This is a genomic window from Acutalibacter caecimuris, assembly GCF_034335085.1.
Lineage (GTDB): Bacteria > Bacillota > Clostridia > Oscillospirales > Acutalibacteraceae > Acutalibacter > Acutalibacter caecimuris.
On sequence record NZ_JAWXXJ010000042.1, the window covers coordinates 1 to 15,180 of the forward strand.

Here is a 15,180-nt window from a genome sequence, read left to right on the forward strand (position 1 = left end):
ATGGTAACATGTTCAGCTTGGCAGTACTAATAGGCCGAGGGCTTGACCAAGTTGGTTCCCAACCCTTTATTCGATTCTTTTCTACGCTTTCTCCTTTATTCAGTTTTTAGGGTACTGTGTAAACCCTGTAACAGTCCATCCAACCGGATGGGCTGTTTTTTCAATTATAAAAAAGGCGGTGGGAGCCCATGCAAATCCTTGTACATACCATGCACTATACAGGTGGCCGGCTTGCGCCCTTGCCGCTGCCGGTCCGAAATTACCGTGACGCCGATTACCCGGTGTACCGGCCCATGTACAATAGCAGCTTTGCCCCCATGCGCCGGGCCCTGGGCCTGTCCCCAGTCAACTGTTGTCCCGGCCGGGAGGAAATGCGCAAAAAGGCAAACCAAGTTTTTATGGTAGAGGTAGCGGGCCTGCTCATCGGCTCTGTTGCCATATATGGAAAAGAGATCGACGACCTGATTGTGGCCAAAGAATTCCGGCGGAAAGGGTATGGGCAGGGGCTGCTGCGGTTTGCAGTGGCCCGTATGCAACAGGAGGGCCGCAGCCCGATCAGCCTGCACGTGGCAGACTGGAATCGCGGCGCCATCCTGCTGTATCAGAAAAATGGCTTTGCCATCGTCCACACAGAAACCATATCCCCATCGGAAGGAACATAATACCATGGAAAACATCCATGAAGTCCTGGCCTTTTATGAAAACGGCGCCGAAACCGGCCGCCTGGAGCGGGGCCTGGGCATTATAGAGGCCGCCCGCACAAAAGCCATCCTCGCCCGCTACCTAAAGCCCGGCATGGCCGTCTATGATGTAGGTGGCGGTGTGGGCTATTACGCCAACTGGCTGGCAGAGCAGGGCTGCAATCCCACCCTCTTCGAGCTGGCCCCCAGCGCCGTGGCCTATGCCAAAGCCCACCAGGCCATCCCCTATGCCGCCCATACGGCTGATGCCCGTGCCCTTCCCGCCCCAGACGCCTCCTGTGACGCCCTCCTGCTCATGGGCCCCCTCTATCACCTGCTGGAGCGTGAAAGCCGCTTACAGGCCCTCCAGGAGGCCAACAGGGTGCTCCGGCCCGATGGCCTGCTGGTGGCGGCCGGTATCTCCAAGTTCAGTTCCGCCACCTGGGCCCTGTCCACCTACCGGGTGGCCAATGATTTCCTGGATGACGAAACCTACATGGAAATGCTCCGGGGCGAGCTTACCACCGGCCGGCACCACCGCCCGGAGAAATACCCCAACTTCATCGCCCAGGCCTATTTCCATACGCCAGAGGCCCTGGCCGCCGAGTTGGCAGAGGCAGGCTTTTCCCCCGCCCGGCTTTTGGCCGTCGAGGGCTGCATCTGGTACACCCCCAACCTAAACGAAAAGTGGAGCGATCCCGCCGCCCGCGCCCGCCTGGAGGAACTCCTCTCCCTCACCGAGTCCGAACCCTCCCTCCTGGGCCTTAGCCCCCACTTCCTCGCCATCTCCACCAAATAAAAAAGGCAGCCTTGCGGCTGCCTTTTTTATCTTCGTCTGGTCTGGCCTCCGGCGGCCCAAGGGGCCTTGCCCCTTGGGAATCCCCACCACCTTTGAAAAGGTGGACGAAACTTCTACGCGCGCCTGCTGGGGGGCAATTCTGACTTTCCACATAATAGGGCTCCCCATAGCTTTTCAAAAAACGATTTTTTTTGCTTTTCTTTTTCTTTTTTTACTTCTGATGTTCAGCCCTATTCCAAAGCCTTTTTCTTAAATCGCGATCCACCAACAAACCCCATACTTATCAATCACCGTGGCCGAGTAGGGGTTCCAGGGCAGCGCCTGTATGGGCTGAAGCACCACGCCGCCGTCGCTTAGCACCCGAAAAGCCTGATCAACCCTTTCCTCGCTGCCCATCTCAAACACATTAAAGGTCATAGTTTCCCACTTCTTTTCGTGGATAAACGCCACATCGCAAGGGTTTTGCGCCTCAGAAAGGGCCAAAAACCCTTCCCCGTCCACCGATAACTCACAGTGCTCATATTCGGTCTTATCCGGGTTCTTAATCTCAAAAGTAATCTCCGCCCCAAAAGCCTTACAGTAAAAATCCGCAGCCTCCAAGCTGTCCTTCACATAAACCTGCGTATAATTCTTCATCCCCAACATCCCTTTCCAAAAATAAAAGAGCAAACAGAAAATTAAGAAAACAACCCCAAAAAATAAAGAAGAAAAATAAATTAAGAAAGAAAAAATAAATAAGAAAAAAGAAAACCCCAAAATGCAAAGCCCAACGCCCCCCACCCGTACCACGTGCGCCCCTTAAAGTTTAGGGCCGCCCTTTTCAAAGGGCGGTGGGTCCAGGGCAAAGCCCTGGCAGGGCGTGGGGCAGCGCCCCACAGAGAGCCCCCCCGGCAGGGGCCCCTTAAAGTTTAGGGCCGCCCTTTTCAAAGGGCGGTGGGTCCAGGGCAAAGCCCTGGCGGGGCGTGGGGCAGCGCCCCACAGAGAGCCCCCGGCAGGGGCCCCTTAAAGTTTAGGGCCGCCCTTTTCAAAGGGCGGTGGGTCCAGGGCAAAGCCCTGGCGGGGCGTGGGGCAGCGCCCCACAAAGAATCCCCCAGCAGGGCAACCAAGCTAAAACAAAGACTCCAAGCTTTCCACGGCAGTGTCGGAGCTGGTGATTATAACATGGTTCAAGAAGATCAGATCCCCGGCGCCTTTTTCCCGCACCAAGTCAGGCACATTGCCGTCATAGCTGGCGTAGTCCACCACATACACAAACTGGTAATGCTGGGTGAGGAAGGGGGTAAAGAAATTCCCAAAGGAATCCTGCACCACCACGCAGGCCGAGCCGTCGGTGATGCTGTTGTTGGTAAGCACCTTATAAGGCTGATCCCCCGCCGCAAAGATCAAATACAGCAGCGAGCTGGAATACCCGTCCCCGTCCGAGATCACGGCCCAGCCCTCGTTGGTTTCCCCGTTTGCGTCGGTAAAGCTGAGGCTGGTGTCCCCGGCGGGGATATACGCGTCCACGGTGTCCGAATAAAGCCTGTCCTCGCCCACCAGCCCGGCAAAGCCACCCATAAAGCCCTCGTAAGACTTCTTCTCAAACTGATCCAGCGCCACCGCCTGCACGCCCTTGGCCTTACAAAACTCCTCATAGGCGTAGTAAGCCCCCAGTTGGGTCCAGGTGCGGTCGGTGCCAAAGTAGATATTCTCATCCCAGTGCCGCCGCAGGGCATCAAACACCGGCACGGTTTTCACATCCTGGTTGATGGCATTGATCGAGGGCAGCAAATACCGGTCAATGGCTTTTTTCTGATCCGCGCTGTCCACCTGATGCTCCGTCAAATAGCTTTCCGGCAGTTGCACATCCATGCTGGTAGGGGCAATCAGGCTGTACACCGTAGCCGAACCGGCCAAAGCCTGTCCTGCCCCGGCCACGGTGTTGATGTACCGGTTGCTCACCTCCGTGGAGAAGGTATAGTAGGCGTACCCCGTCCCCCCGGCCACCATTAGCGAGCCCATGTCCTCCGGGGCGCCCTCCGGCGCGTCCGGTTCCGGCAGCGCCACCGGTTCCGGGGTAGGGGTGGGGGCAGGCGCGGGCTCGCCCGCCTCCGGGGCCGGGTCCGTCGAGGCCGCCCCCACCGAGCTGGCCGGGCCCTCTTCAGGCTTGCCGCCGCCCCCCGCCAGCTTGACAATCAGGAACACCAGCCCCCCTGCCAGCACCAGCCCCAGCACCACCCATAGGATCAGCGGCGGCTTGTTGTGCCGGCTGGGCCGCCGCACCGGGCCGCCCTTACTCCTGTAAATGTATTCCTTTTCTATCTGAAACACCTCCCAAGGGACTAAGGCCGTGGGGACGCTGTCCCCACACCCCTGCCACCTTTTGAAAAAGGTGGACGAAAACTTCCTGTGCGCGGTTCAGCGGCTGCTATTGGCCAGCCTTCCGCCCGCGCCGTTAGATTCTTCAGCCTGTAGGGTTTTTCGTTTCTTTATTTTCTTTCATTCATTTAAGTTGTTCTACGTTTTTTTGTGTATACTGTTTTGGGCGATTTTTTTTACTAATTCCTCTATATAGTACCGCGATGTTTTTCTTCTTTTGATTTTGCCACGGGCCCATCGGAGCCGGGCGCCATCTTTTTATTGGGGCTGATCCCCCTGCTCGCTCACAGGCTGGGCGGGCTGCACCGGCTGCGTAGGCTGAACGGGTTGCGCGGGTTGCGCAGGTTGCACAGGTTGCGGGGCCTGCATGGGCTGCTGGGCCATCTGCTCTGCCGGGGGCGCGTAAGGCTGGGTATACTGGGGCGGGTAGGGCTGTTGGGGCTGCTGAGGTTGTGGAGGCTGGGGGTTGACCGGCTGGGCATAGGCCCCCGGCTGCTGGGGATAGCCATAGGGCTGGGCCGGGTTAAAGGGGGCCGCCGGAGCCACCGGCTTGGGCCGCACCTGCCCGAATACCCGATACGCCAGCGAGGACATCAGCGGGAAATTCGCCTCCCCGTCCTTGGAAACCCGCAGAATGGCCAGCACGCTGAACACAATGCACGCCAGGTACACCACCACAAACAGCACCGAGCTCACCACGCCCAACAAAGTGGAAAGCACCGGGATGTGCACCAGAGAGAACACCCACCGCACCACATGGTCAAAGAAGAACACCAGCGCCGAAGCCATCCAGGCCTGCAAGCTTTGCCGCCCGGCCCACTCGTCCCGCTCCACAAAAATGGCCACCGCCGCCAGCGCCGCGGCAATCATAGGCGCGTTCAAAATCACCGCCGCAAAGGCCGCAATGGGGTAGAAACACAGGACAATGCCGTACTTTCCTTTTTTCATGAGAAATAGCCTCCTATCAAAATTAGTTTACGTAAAACTACTTGATTCTAAGTGTATAGTATTCCGCCCCCCAAGTCAAGGGGATTTCCGCCCGCTAAAGGGGAAAACCCTTACCGTAATCTTACAAAACTCTTTCACCCCCACAAAAACACAATATACAGGCAGATTGTCAAGGTATACCCAATATTTGGTTGATGGGGAAGAAACCCGAAATTTTTTGAAAAAAGGCTTGCATTTTCCGTGCGGCCGTGGTATTATATACAAGCAGTCAGGAAAACGACAGCAAAAAAGAGTTGGTGTTGATTACGGCGAGGGTCCACCCGTTCCCATCCCGAACACGGAAGTTAAGCTCGTTCGTGCCGAAGATACTTGGCTGGCAACGGCCCGGAAAAATAGGTGTTCGCCAACACAAAAGACGATCCTTTACAGGATCGTCTTTTTGCTTTTCCCGCACACTTTCTACAACCCACCCAAAAACAAAATAAGAATAAAGAATGAAAGATAAAGGATATAAGGATTAAGGATAAAGATAAAGAAAGAAATCAGAAAAAAGAAAACCCACCTTTCGTGCCCCCAGCCCATCGCCATATCCCTCTTTCCGCGTAAAGGGGAATCCAAAGGGGCAGTGCCCCTTTGGCAGGGTGCAGGGGCGGCGCCCCTGTCCGCCGGAGGCACCCCCACCCCCGTAAAAGGGTTCCCAAAGGGGCAGTGCCCCTTTGGCGGGGTGCAGGGGCGGCGCCCCTGTCCGCCGGAGGCAGCCCCCTAAAAGGAACAGCCCAAGACCGGCCGCATACCGGGGGAAGAACCCCCTAAGACCGGGCAGGTATCCGGGAGATACCTGGGGGAGAACCGGGGATAAACGGCGCCCAAAACGCGAAAAATGCAAGGGAGCATAGCGGCGTATAGGGGAGAAAGGGAGAGGAAAAATGAGCAATGTCAAAAGCAAATTTAAAAAACAGGAAAAACGGTTGACAGGGGGACAAACATATGGTATCATCAACAGGTGAAAACAAGAACGGCTGAAAGTTTGGAGGTTTAAGCTATGTCAACTACAATGCCTAAAGCCGGCGAAGTGGCGCGCAAATGGTACGTCATCGACGCTGCCGGCAAGCCCCTGGGCCGGGTAGCCGCCCAGGCGGCGGTGCTGCTGCGGGGCAAGCACAAAGTCACCTTTGCCCCCCATGTAGACTGCGGCGACCACGTGATCATCGTGAACTGTAAAGACGCCGTGCTCACCGGCGGCAAGGCTGAAAAGAAGTACTATTACCGCCATACCGGGTATATCGGCCACCTGAAGGCCACCCGGTACGACGCGCTGATGCGCACCAAGCCTGAGTTGGCCATGCAACTGGCCGTCAAGGGTATGATCCCCTCGAACTCCCTGGGGCGCAGCGCTATGTCCCGCCTGCGGCTGTATGCCGGCGGCGAGCACAAGCACGCTGCACAAAAGCCCGAAGCATGGAATATGTAAGGAGGATTGTAAACTATGTATGAAACTGCACCCTATTTCTACGGCACAGGCAGAAGGAAAAGTTCTGTAGCCCGCGTGCGTTTGTACCAGGGAACCGGCAAAGTGACCATTAACGGCCGGGATATCGACGATTATTTTGGCCTGGATACCCTAAAGTACATTGTGCGCCAGCCCTTGACCCTGACAGAGAACGACCAGAAATTCGACATTGTGTGCCGGGTTTCCGGCGGCGGGGTAACCGGCCAGGCCGGTGCCATCCGCCACGGCGTAGCCCGCGCGCTGCTCCAGTTTGACAGCGAAAACCTGCGCCCCACCTTGAAAAAGGCCGGGTTCCTGACCCGCGACCCCAGAATGAAGGAGCGCAAGAAGTACGGCCTCAAAGCCGCCCGCCGCGCGCCCCAGTTCAGCAAGCGCTAAAGGGAACTTTTACCGCTTGCGGGCCATGTTGCCCGCATATACGCAAAGACAGCAGGGCCTGCCGGCAACCGGCAGGCTTTGTTTTTTGTAAAAGATCACCCAGGCCACCTCCATAAAGGAGTACCCGCAAGCCCATCCGGGTAGGCCGCCCTCCTAAAAGTTGGGCGGATATGCATAAAACTGTATATGTATGTAGGAACAGAAAGAACCTCCGGGGAGCATTTCTATACTTTTGTACAGGGATATCCAGCAAAACAGGGAGATACTCCCATAAACGGCCGGAAAGCCGCCGGATAGGAACAGTATTCAAGCGTATTTATATGCATACTTAGCCGCAATGCACAAAAAATGCACAAACCCAAGGCAGGGCGCGGCTTGACTTCCCGCCAAAATAAAACTATACTAGTCCCATACCAAGGCTGCCTGTACAGCAGCCTTAACGCAAAAGAACACCTGATGCTGTGTGTATCATGAACAGTAATCGCTATAGAGGGGGACAGCGTATGTATCATAGACGGATGGGCCGGGGGTGCCGCTTGCGGCTGGGGATCTTTTCAGCCATTGGTATCCTGGCCGCGGTGCTGTGCGCGGCGGCGGTATTCCAGGGCTTTACAAAGGGTACGCCCGTAACCGTAGAGGACTGGGACAAGGCATACACCTTTACCATGGGCGGCCATATAGGGCGCAAGGATGACCGGGCCCTAGCCAAAGCCCTAGCCAAAGCCCAGGAGCAAGGTATGCCTCCCCTGGGCAGTATGGACGAGGCCGTGTTCCAGGAGGATAGCCCAAACGTCACCGTGCGCCGGGGGGTAGAGCTGTTCGTACAGGACCGGGACCAACAGGAAAGCTATGTGGCCTATAAAGGGGATACGATAGAGCAGGCCCTATTGGCCAACGAGATCCAGCTAAAAGAAACCGACCAGGTCGCCCCCAGCCGGGGGATGGTGGTTTCCGCCCCCCTGACAGTGGAGATCAAGCGGCTGTGCCGGGTGAATATTACGGTAGATGGGGAAACCCTACAGGTGAAAATGACCGAGGGAACGGTGGCCGAGGCGCTGTCCCAGGCCGGGGTAACGCTGGGGGAGGACGATACCTGTAGCCATGAACTGGATGAACCCATCAAGGACGATATGCACCTGGAGATCGGCCGGGTAATGAACATAAGCCTTACTGCCGGCGGCCGTACACGGGCCTATAAGGTGTCCGCGCTGACGGTGGCCGAGGCCCTGGAGAAATGCGGTTTTGCCCTGGGCAAGGAGGACCGCCTGAACGTGCCCGCCGAGGCCCCCATCACAGCGGGGATGCGCATTGTGCTGAAACGGGTGGAAACAAGGGAGGAAACGGAAACCGAGGAGATCCCTTACGAAACCAAATACATCACTACCCGCGACCTGCCGGAGGGGGAAACCAACCTGCTTACCCCCGGCATGAAGGGGAAACGGGAGAAAAAATTCTCCGCCGTGTATGTGGACGGCAAGCTGGAGAGCCGGGAAATGATCGAGGAAAAGGTAGTGGCAGAGCCGGTCAAGGAGATCATCATGCGGGGCTCCGGCTACCACACCGTTGCCCCCAAGCTGGAGTTTGAAGACGGCGGCGGCAATAAAAGCACGCCCGCCCCCAGCAGCCCGGCGTCCGGCATATCCGTGAACACCGCGGCGGGCACGCTGGTGGACGACCAGGGCAAAACCGTGTCGTACTCCAAGGCCATTACCGGAGAATGCACCGCCTACTGCATTCCGGGCGGCACCACCTCGGTGGGGCTGGTGGCCAAGCGTGGGGTCATCGCCGTAGACCCGGACATCATCCCCTATGGCACCAAAATGTTTGTGGCCTCCCCGGACGGCTCTATCGTCTATGGCTACGGTGTGGCCGGCGATACCGGCGGCGCCTGCCTGGACGGGGATATTATCGCCGACCTGTGCTATGACACGCTGGAAGAGTGCAGTATCATCGGCCGCCGGGACATGGTGCTCTATATCCTGGACTAGATATCCTGCCCAGCCTGCCTGACCGCAGGCTGGACTTTTTTGTTTTTGGGGGGTAGATCCTGCCGCCGGGAACCCGTGGCCTCTGGGGCCAACCAAATAGAAAGGCAGATATGCACGAAAAAGCCGGGGGAAAGGGGGGCCGGGACGTTGGTTAAGCCCAATTTGCCCCCAGCGGCTTGTAATTATTGGCGGGAGCGGCTATAATAAAGGCGGTAAAAGCCAAGTCAGGGGAGGAGGAAGAGGGAAATGCAGTATTTTTACGCGATCCTTTGGTTTGTAATAGCTTTGGTGCTGCTGTTTTCCATGTCCAAGGAGAACAAGGTCTTTATTCTGGCAGGGGTGTTTTTCCTGGTGCTGGGGGCCTGGTGGCTGGCCGACGGGCTGATGCCGGCGCTCCATGTGTTCGAAGGCGGCTGGGGTATTGGCCTAAAGTGCGTAACCGGCGCGGCGCTGGCGATCCTGGTGGCGGCCTTTGCAAAGGAATACCGGAAAAAAGGCGGCACATCGGAGGATCAGGAAGAAAAATAGCAGCCTTGGCTGAAAGTCTTGTGTATAAGGGGGCCTCAACAGATGGAGGCAATCGTAGCGGTAGTGGGCAAGGTAGCGGTAATCCTGGTGCTGATCCTGGTGGGTTACTGGATCACCAAAAAAGGGATGCTGACCCAGCGGGGGGCGTCAGAGGTGACCGCCCTGCTCATCAAGGTGGTAACGCCCTGCGTCATCGTCAACTCCTTTTTGGGCTCCACCCAGCCACTGGGGGCCTATGAACTGCTGATGGCCATGGTCCTGCCCACCCTATGGATGGGCCTGGCCCTGGGCATGGGGCAGATATGCTTTGGCAAAGAGCCGGAGGAGCGGCGTAAGGTGCTGCGGTTCGCGGTAACATTCAGCAATACGGGCTTTATGGGCATCCCGCTGGTGCAGGGCATTGTGGGGGACACAGGGGTCATCTACGCCTCTTTCGGGGTAGTGGTGTTTAACATCCTCTGCTGGACCTACGGGTACAGCATGATGAGCGGCGGGGCCAGGCTGAACTTAAAGACCGTGCTGCTGAATCCCGGCATGGTGGGCCTTGCCATCGGCCTGCCCATATACTTCCTGAAGGTACAACTGCCGGCAATGGTAGTAGAGCCGGTAGGCTTGCTTTCAGACCTGAACACCCCGCTGGCCATGCTGGTCATAGGCAGCTACATTGCCAAGGCGGACATCCATTCCTTTATGTCGGACATGAGCGTATACAAGGTTTCCTTCCTGCGGCTGATAGCGGCACCGGGCATTTACCTGCTTTTGCTGCTGCTGGTCCGCCCCAGCGAGGCGCTGTTTGTAACCAGCATGATCCAGGCGGCCACGCCGGTGGCAGCCAACACCGTGCTGTTCGCCGTACAGTATAAGCGGGACTCGGAACTGGCGTCCCGGCTGGTGGCCGTGTCCACGGTGTTGTCCATCCTGACCATCCCGGTGCTGACCATACTGGCGCAGGCGCTCTGCTAAAGCCAAGGGGGGACATACCGAAAGCCCCCGGCCGTTCCGGGTTCAAACCGCATATGTGGACAAGCTGCACACGCAAACCCCTATATATAATAGAAAGCAAAACAGGATAGGAGGCAGGTATGGTATACATCGCGCCGTCGCTGCTGGCGGCTGACTTCTCGGCATTGGACCGGGAGGTGGCAAAGATTGAGCAGGCAGATATGCTGCACGTAGACATTATGGACGGGCACTTTGTGCCGAACATCAGCATAGGCCCGGCGGTGGTGGCAGCCCTGCGGGACAAAACCCGCCTGCCCTTTGACGTGCACCTGATGCTGGAACGCCCCATGGCCTACCTGCCGGTGTTCCGCAAGGCAGGGGCGGATATCATCACCGTCCATGTGGAGTGCCAGGAGCCGGTGGGGGAACTGATCGCCGCCATTAAGGCCACCGGCGCCCAGGCCGGGGTGGCCATCAGCCCGGACACACCCATTTCGAAGATCGGCCCCTGGGCCGCGGAGCTGCGCCAGGTCACGGTGATGACCGTATATCCGGGATTTGGGGGGCAGAAGATGCTGCTGGAGCCCCTAAAGAAGGTACTGCAACTGAAATGCCTGTACCCCCACCTGCTGGTTGAGGTAGACGGCGGCGTCAACCTGCAAACCGCGCCCCTATGTAAAGCGGCGGGGGCGGACATTTTGGTGGCGGGCACGTCGGTGTTCCAGGCGGAGGACCCCTACCTGGAGATGCGCTGCCTATCCATTTAAGGCCACTCACCAATCGCCCTGCTGCTACATAGTATGGGGTAAACGGAAGGGGGGCTGCCGATGAGGATAAAAACGCCGCCCCAGCCTCTGGTGTTCCGGCTGGAAGGGGCTACGGCCCTGTGCGGGGCGGTGGCGGCCATATACCGGGCCTGGCCAAAGGCGGCCTCCAGCCTATGCCTGTGGCGGGGGGCTTACTATTTGCAGGTAAGCGCTGGGCTGGCCCAGCGGCAGCGGCTGGCCCGCACCGCGGGGCGGTACGGCCGTTGCCTGGGCCCGTGCCCCACTTTTTACGCCTTTTGCCGGGAACACGGGGAGGAGATCAGCGCCGAGCCGGTGGCAAAGCTGGGCAAAGCCCTGGCAAAAGGGACAAATGGGCCGGAAAATGGAAAAAATTGTAAACAATAGCGCTTTAACGATTGCGTTGAGGCGCTTTTTATGTTATAATTACCCTACGCAGCGAAAAACGCGGCCTTTTTGTACCGTAAGGGGGACCGAACGGAGGAATTTCTTTACAGGAAAGGGGGAAAAACAACGGCGGGCCGGGCCAAAAACAGCCATTTTACTGGGTGGAACTGCCAAAAACGGCGGGGCACACCAAGGTGAATTATGGGCAAACATACAGAAAAAGGGGCGAAAAGCACAAAGAAACCCCTGAAAAACCGCATAACAGCGCCAAATTCTTTAGTTTGCCCGTCGGCAAAAAAATTATGTAAAGACGCAAAAAAGTTCAAAAAAAGGCTTGCATTTTTCGCGCTCAAAGGTTATTATATAGTTAACTTCCACTCAGCGGCGAAAGGGCCGGCTGAGAATCTAAAATTTAAGAGGGTTGAAATCATGAACAAAAGCAAGTTTCTGAAGAAATCACTTGCGGCGTTTCTGGCCATTCTCATGGTCGCCGCAATGATTCCGATGAGCGCGTTTGCTGCTGATGACCCGGACATCTTGTATGTCGGCGGGAAAGAGGCTGTGTGTGACGGCGAAAGCTATGCCGTTACCCTGACCTCCACCAGCGGCAAGATCGGGGATGCCGTGAAGAAGGTAGAGCTTAAGCTCTCCAGCATGAACGGCACCAAGATCGCGGTCTACGGGGCTAACGGGATGATCGGTGGCAGCCTGCAGGGCGTGCCCGGCACGGCCAACACCGTTAAGAACGTGAACCTTGTGACCGACGCGAAAACCAAGCCCGAAACCGGCAGCTTTGGCACCTATACGCTGGAACTGCAGGTGACGGAGAAGGACGCTGAGGCCAAGACCTATCCCCTGAGCATTACCTTTGAGGAGCGCTCTACCAATGGGGACACCACCCTGGCCAAGGTGACCAGTAATTCGGCCACCGGCATTGTGGACTATAAGATCGACAACGAGGCCCACAAAGTTACCATTGTTAAGCCCATTGGCAAGGGTAACACCTCGACCGACCTTGGTACCCTGACCTTTGAGGCCACCGATAAGGACAACGGCGCTAAGGCTGTGGCTACTGTAGATACCAATGTCGTGACTGGCGTTACCGTTACCGCTGAAAACGGCTCTACCCAGAAGTACACCGTAGAGTACGCCGTGGAAACCATCTTCGAAAGCTTTGGCATTCCTGGCGCCACGAAGGTGGAGGCCACAGAGGCTGCTGACGGTACGGTTACTGTAACCGTTACCGTGCCCTTTGGCACCGATGTGAGCGAAGCCATTGCCACCTACACCGTGGCCCCCCAGGTTTCTGAGATTGCTATCAAGGGCCAGGCCACTCAGGTCGCTTATAAGAAAAATTTGGTTACCGGCGAAGTTTCTATGAACAGCAGCGGCGTGGCAGCTTATGATCTCAGCGGCGCGAATGGCGTTGTGTTTACGGTGAAAACCGAAAAGAACGACAGTGGCGCAGATTTGACGCTGAAAGTTAAGCAGGACGCTAACCCGGATGCTGTCTTAACTGGCGTTAAATTTGGCGACCAGGTGATGGCTGCTGTCAGCAGCAGCACTGTTGAGGTTATGATTGCCGCAGCTACCGTACCTGCGACTGCTGACCAGGATATTATCCTTGAAGTTTCCAAGAATGCTCATGTAACTCTGGAAAATGCGCCTGCCGGCTATGCCAATCAGATTTCTGATGGTTCTGATGCCGATACGAACGCTGTGGCAGGTCAGGTTACTTTTGAAGACCTTAACCTGAGCCTCTACACCTCTTCCAACCCCCTCAAGGTGATCGTTCAGAACGAGGGCAAGACCAGTTATAACCGCTATAATATGTTCTTTACTGCCAGTGGCGACGCTACCAAGCCGGTTGTTGACAGCATTAAGCTGATCGACGGTGACGGTAACGAGTACGTTGCTGACAGCAAGAACGAAATTGAAGTGCCCTTTGGTTCCACCACAGGTTCTATGGCCAACTGGACTGTGGTTGTGAATGCCAAGAATGGTGCGACTGTTGAGTCCATTGTTGATGCAGTAGATGGCACAACCGATGCTACCCCTCCCGGTACAGTTACGGATACAGCTGTTGCACATGATGCTGGCACCAAAGTTAATAATGGCATTACCAAATTTAGCGAGTTGAAGTTTGTCAATGTCCATGCATATACTTTGAAAACGCCTGCCGATTCGAGTGCTGGCACGAAAGCCGTTTATACCAAGAAAGGCGACAACTATCTTGGCGGCTTTACTTTCCATGCTTTCTATGCAGCAAATGGCGATGGTGAAGGCGCAGCCCAAAAGTGCACCATTAGAGAAGTTGCCATTAAGACCGCCCCTGCTAAGGACGGCCACACCCTGACCGCCCTGAAAGTTACCACCAAGAACGACATTGCGGAGGTCAACGAGAGCAACACCTTTGACGCGGTGATCGATCAGGATGCCGGGACCATCCGTGTTGATGTACCTTATGGTTACACACCGGGTGCCCTGTATGTGCTGAGCATGACCAAGAGCGAGGGCTCCAAAGTATATGACGAGGGTGGCTCCAACGAGGTTACTGCATTGGTTGCCACTACTTTGGGCGCCCAGAATGGTATTAACCCTGTTGCTACCATGACCCCTGCCTCCGTCTACACCTATGAGGCTGCCGGCGCGGCTGACTTTGACCCCAAGAATCCGAACACTGGCAGCATCAAGGCCACTGTTAAGGCTGAGGATGCTACCCATAAGACTGACTACTACATTTACGCCGTGCGCGCCCAGGCCAGTGCCGCTTGCGACCTGAACGGCATTAGCAGCACCACCAAGGGCGTTTCCGCCCGCCTGGATGAGAGCATTGCCAACAGCAACCGCTATATCATCACCGTACCTTACAGCTTTAACACCAAGACCCAGGAGAAGACCACGCCTACCTTCAACCTGACCTTCGATATCAGCGAAGGCGCTGTCTTGAAGGGCGACAATAACGCCAAGGCCTGGACCGGCGCTGCCGCTGAGAAGAACGTGTTTGCCGTTATTGGCGGCAAGCTGTATTCCGGCACCGGCACCGCTGACAAGCTGAGCGCTGTTGCCAACGCCAACATGACCGTGACCGCTGAGAACGAGGAATCCACCAAGAACTACACCTATAAGATCAAGATCGCTGACGTGGACACCGACGCGACCGTGACCGGCATTACTGCCGCCGGCACTGCCGCTGAGCTGGGCACCGAAGAAGGCAAAGAGAACCAGTGGAACCTGACCCTGCCCTATGGCACGGCCCTGGAGCAGAAACTGGAGATCGAGGCCTCTAACCTGGCTACCCTGTACGTGGACGGCGCCAAGTTTGACGCTGCGAAGGCCTATGACCTGAGCAAGGAAGTGGCCATCCGCGCGGTTGCCGAGGACGGCGTGACCGAGATGAACTACACCCTGGTGACAACCGTTGCCGGGCCCAGCACCGAGGCTGCCATCACTGCCCTGAAGGTTGGCCAGGTTGAGGCTACCATCAACGGCACCGACATCACCGCCAACATCGGCGTGGACGGCGACCTGACCAAGCAGGTTCTGACCATTGAGACCAGCGCGGGCGCTACCGTCACCGTGAACGGCGAGGCTTACGAAGGCGCGGAGATCAGCGTGGAGGAGCCTGTTGCCATCGAGGTTACCGCCGAGGACGGCGAAACCAAGAATACCTACACCCTGACCGTTACCGCCACCGCCCCCAGCACCGAAGCCGAGATCACCGGCCTGACCGTAAACGGCAAGGCTGTTGAGGCTGGCGAGGACGGCACCTACGCCGCTGAGGTGGAGGAGCTGGACGTGGAGGCCATCGAGGTAGCGGTTGAGGTAAGCGAGGGCGCTACCTACGAGATCACCAACGAAGTTGCGGAGGATAAGA

The 15,180-nt window shown here is 56.9% G+C and carries 13 protein-coding genes and 1 rRNA gene; 11 read left to right on the plus strand and 3 right to left on the minus strand.

Features of this window, described 5'->3' with window-relative positions:
* Positions 1–188 precede the first annotated feature (188 nt).
* Both U8U01_RS15885 and U8U01_RS15890 read left to right on the plus strand, forming a co-directional pair.
* Entirely contained in the window at positions 189–662 is a 474-nt protein-coding gene (locus U8U01_RS15885; protein ID WP_322176360.1) for a GNAT family N-acetyltransferase, read from the plus strand.
* A gap of 4 nt (positions 663–666) precedes the next feature.
* Positions 667–1,479, plus strand: coding sequence for a class I SAM-dependent methyltransferase (locus tag U8U01_RS15890; protein WP_322176363.1), 813 nt, complete (start codon positions 667–669; stop codon positions 1,477–1,479).
* A gap of 249 nt (positions 1,480–1,728) precedes the next feature.
* Here the strand turns inward: U8U01_RS15890 and U8U01_RS15895 are convergent, their stop codons facing one another.
* The 3 genes from U8U01_RS15895 to U8U01_RS15905 form a co-directional block, all read right to left on the minus strand.
* Complete coding sequence (locus U8U01_RS15895; protein WP_322176365.1) at positions 1,729–2,115, minus strand: VOC family protein; 387 nt, start codon at positions 2,113–2,115, stop codon at positions 1,729–1,731.
* Between the two features lie 471 nt (positions 2,116–2,586).
* Entirely contained in the window at positions 2,587–3,741 is a 1,155-nt protein-coding gene (locus tag U8U01_RS15900; RefSeq protein ID WP_322176367.1) for a DHHW family protein, read from the minus strand.
* Between the two features lie 354 nt (positions 3,742–4,095).
* Positions 4,096–4,785 (minus strand): hypothetical protein, encoded by a 690-nt coding sequence (locus tag U8U01_RS15905; protein WP_322176370.1) that lies wholly within the window; start codon positions 4,783–4,785, stop codon positions 4,096–4,098.
* Between the two features lie 292 nt (positions 4,786–5,077).
* Between U8U01_RS15905 and rrf the strand changes: the two genes are divergently transcribed.
* The 9 genes from rrf to U8U01_RS15950 all read left to right on the plus strand — a co-directional run.
* Positions 5,078–5,194 (plus strand): 5S ribosomal RNA (gene rrf, locus U8U01_RS15910).
* Positions 5,195–5,827: 633 nt separating this feature from the next.
* On the plus strand, positions 5,828–6,256 hold the full coding sequence (gene rplM / locus U8U01_RS15915) for a 50S ribosomal protein L13 (RefSeq protein ID WP_322176373.1): 429 nt from the start codon (positions 5,828–5,830) through the stop codon (positions 6,254–6,256).
* A gap of 15 nt (positions 6,257–6,271) precedes the next feature.
* Positions 6,272–6,673 carry a 30S ribosomal protein S9 gene (gene rpsI / locus U8U01_RS15920; protein ID WP_322176375.1) on the plus strand — a complete coding sequence of 134 codons (402 nt, stop codon included), beginning with the start codon at positions 6,272–6,274 and terminating at the stop codon, positions 6,671–6,673.
* A 503-nt stretch (positions 6,674–7,176) separates the two neighbouring features.
* A complete protein-coding gene (locus U8U01_RS15925; RefSeq protein WP_322176378.1) occupies positions 7,177–8,661 on the plus strand; it encodes a resuscitation-promoting factor in 1,485 nt (494 codons plus the stop codon).
* A 246-nt stretch (positions 8,662–8,907) separates the two neighbouring features.
* The gene (locus U8U01_RS15930) at positions 8,908–9,189 is read left to right on the plus strand and encodes a hypothetical protein (RefSeq protein WP_322176381.1); all 282 of its coding nucleotides are present in this window, start codon (positions 8,908–8,910) and stop codon (positions 9,187–9,189) included.
* Positions 9,190–9,231: 42 nt separating this feature from the next.
* Positions 9,232–10,152 carry an AEC family transporter gene (locus U8U01_RS15935; protein ID WP_322176383.1) on the plus strand — a complete coding sequence of 307 codons (921 nt, stop codon included), beginning with the start codon at positions 9,232–9,234 and terminating at the stop codon, positions 10,150–10,152.
* Positions 10,153–10,271: 119 nt separating this feature from the next.
* On the plus strand, positions 10,272–10,898 hold the full coding sequence (rpe, locus tag U8U01_RS15940) for a ribulose-phosphate 3-epimerase (protein ID WP_322176387.1): 627 nt from the start codon (positions 10,272–10,274) through the stop codon (positions 10,896–10,898).
* A gap of 60 nt (positions 10,899–10,958) precedes the next feature.
* Positions 10,959–11,303 (plus strand): hypothetical protein, encoded by a 345-nt coding sequence (locus U8U01_RS15945; protein ID WP_322176390.1) that lies wholly within the window; start codon positions 10,959–10,961, stop codon positions 11,301–11,303.
* Between the two features lie 429 nt (positions 11,304–11,732).
* A partial coding sequence (locus U8U01_RS15950; RefSeq protein ID WP_322176392.1) for a cadherin-like beta sandwich domain-containing protein occupies positions 11,733–15,180 on the plus strand: 3,448 nt, incomplete at its 3' end.

Bases quoted from the DNA above. Each gene is read 5' to 3' on its own strand.
- U8U01_RS15930 (WP_322176381.1), top strand. From the start codon at position 8,908: ATGCAGTATTTTTACGCGATCCTTTGGTTTGTAATAGCTTTGGTGCTG.
- U8U01_RS15905 (WP_322176370.1), bottom strand. From the start codon at position 4,785: ATGAAAAAAGGAAAGTACGGCATTGTCCTGTGTTTCTACCCCATTGCG.
- U8U01_RS15945 (WP_322176390.1), top strand. From the start codon at position 10,959: ATGAGGATAAAAACGCCGCCCCAGCCTCTGGTGTTCCGGCTGGAAGGG.
- U8U01_RS15890 (WP_322176363.1), top strand. From the start codon at position 667: ATGGAAAACATCCATGAAGTCCTGGCCTTTTATGAAAACGGCGCCGAA.
- U8U01_RS15885 (WP_322176360.1), top strand. From the start codon at position 189: ATGCAAATCCTTGTACATACCATGCACTATACAGGTGGCCGGCTTGCG.
- rpe (WP_322176387.1), top strand. From the start codon at position 10,272: ATGGTATACATCGCGCCGTCGCTGCTGGCGGCTGACTTCTCGGCATTG.
- U8U01_RS15925 (WP_322176378.1), top strand. From the start codon at position 7,177: ATGTATCATAGACGGATGGGCCGGGGGTGCCGCTTGCGGCTGGGGATC.
- rplM (WP_322176373.1), top strand. From the start codon at position 5,828: ATGTCAACTACAATGCCTAAAGCCGGCGAAGTGGCGCGCAAATGGTAC.
- rpsI (WP_322176375.1), top strand. From the start codon at position 6,272: ATGTATGAAACTGCACCCTATTTCTACGGCACAGGCAGAAGGAAAAGT.
- U8U01_RS15895 (WP_322176365.1), bottom strand. From the start codon at position 2,115: ATGAAGAATTATACGCAGGTTTATGTGAAGGACAGCTTGGAGGCTGCG.
- U8U01_RS15935 (WP_322176383.1), top strand. From the start codon at position 9,232: ATGGAGGCAATCGTAGCGGTAGTGGGCAAGGTAGCGGTAATCCTGGTG.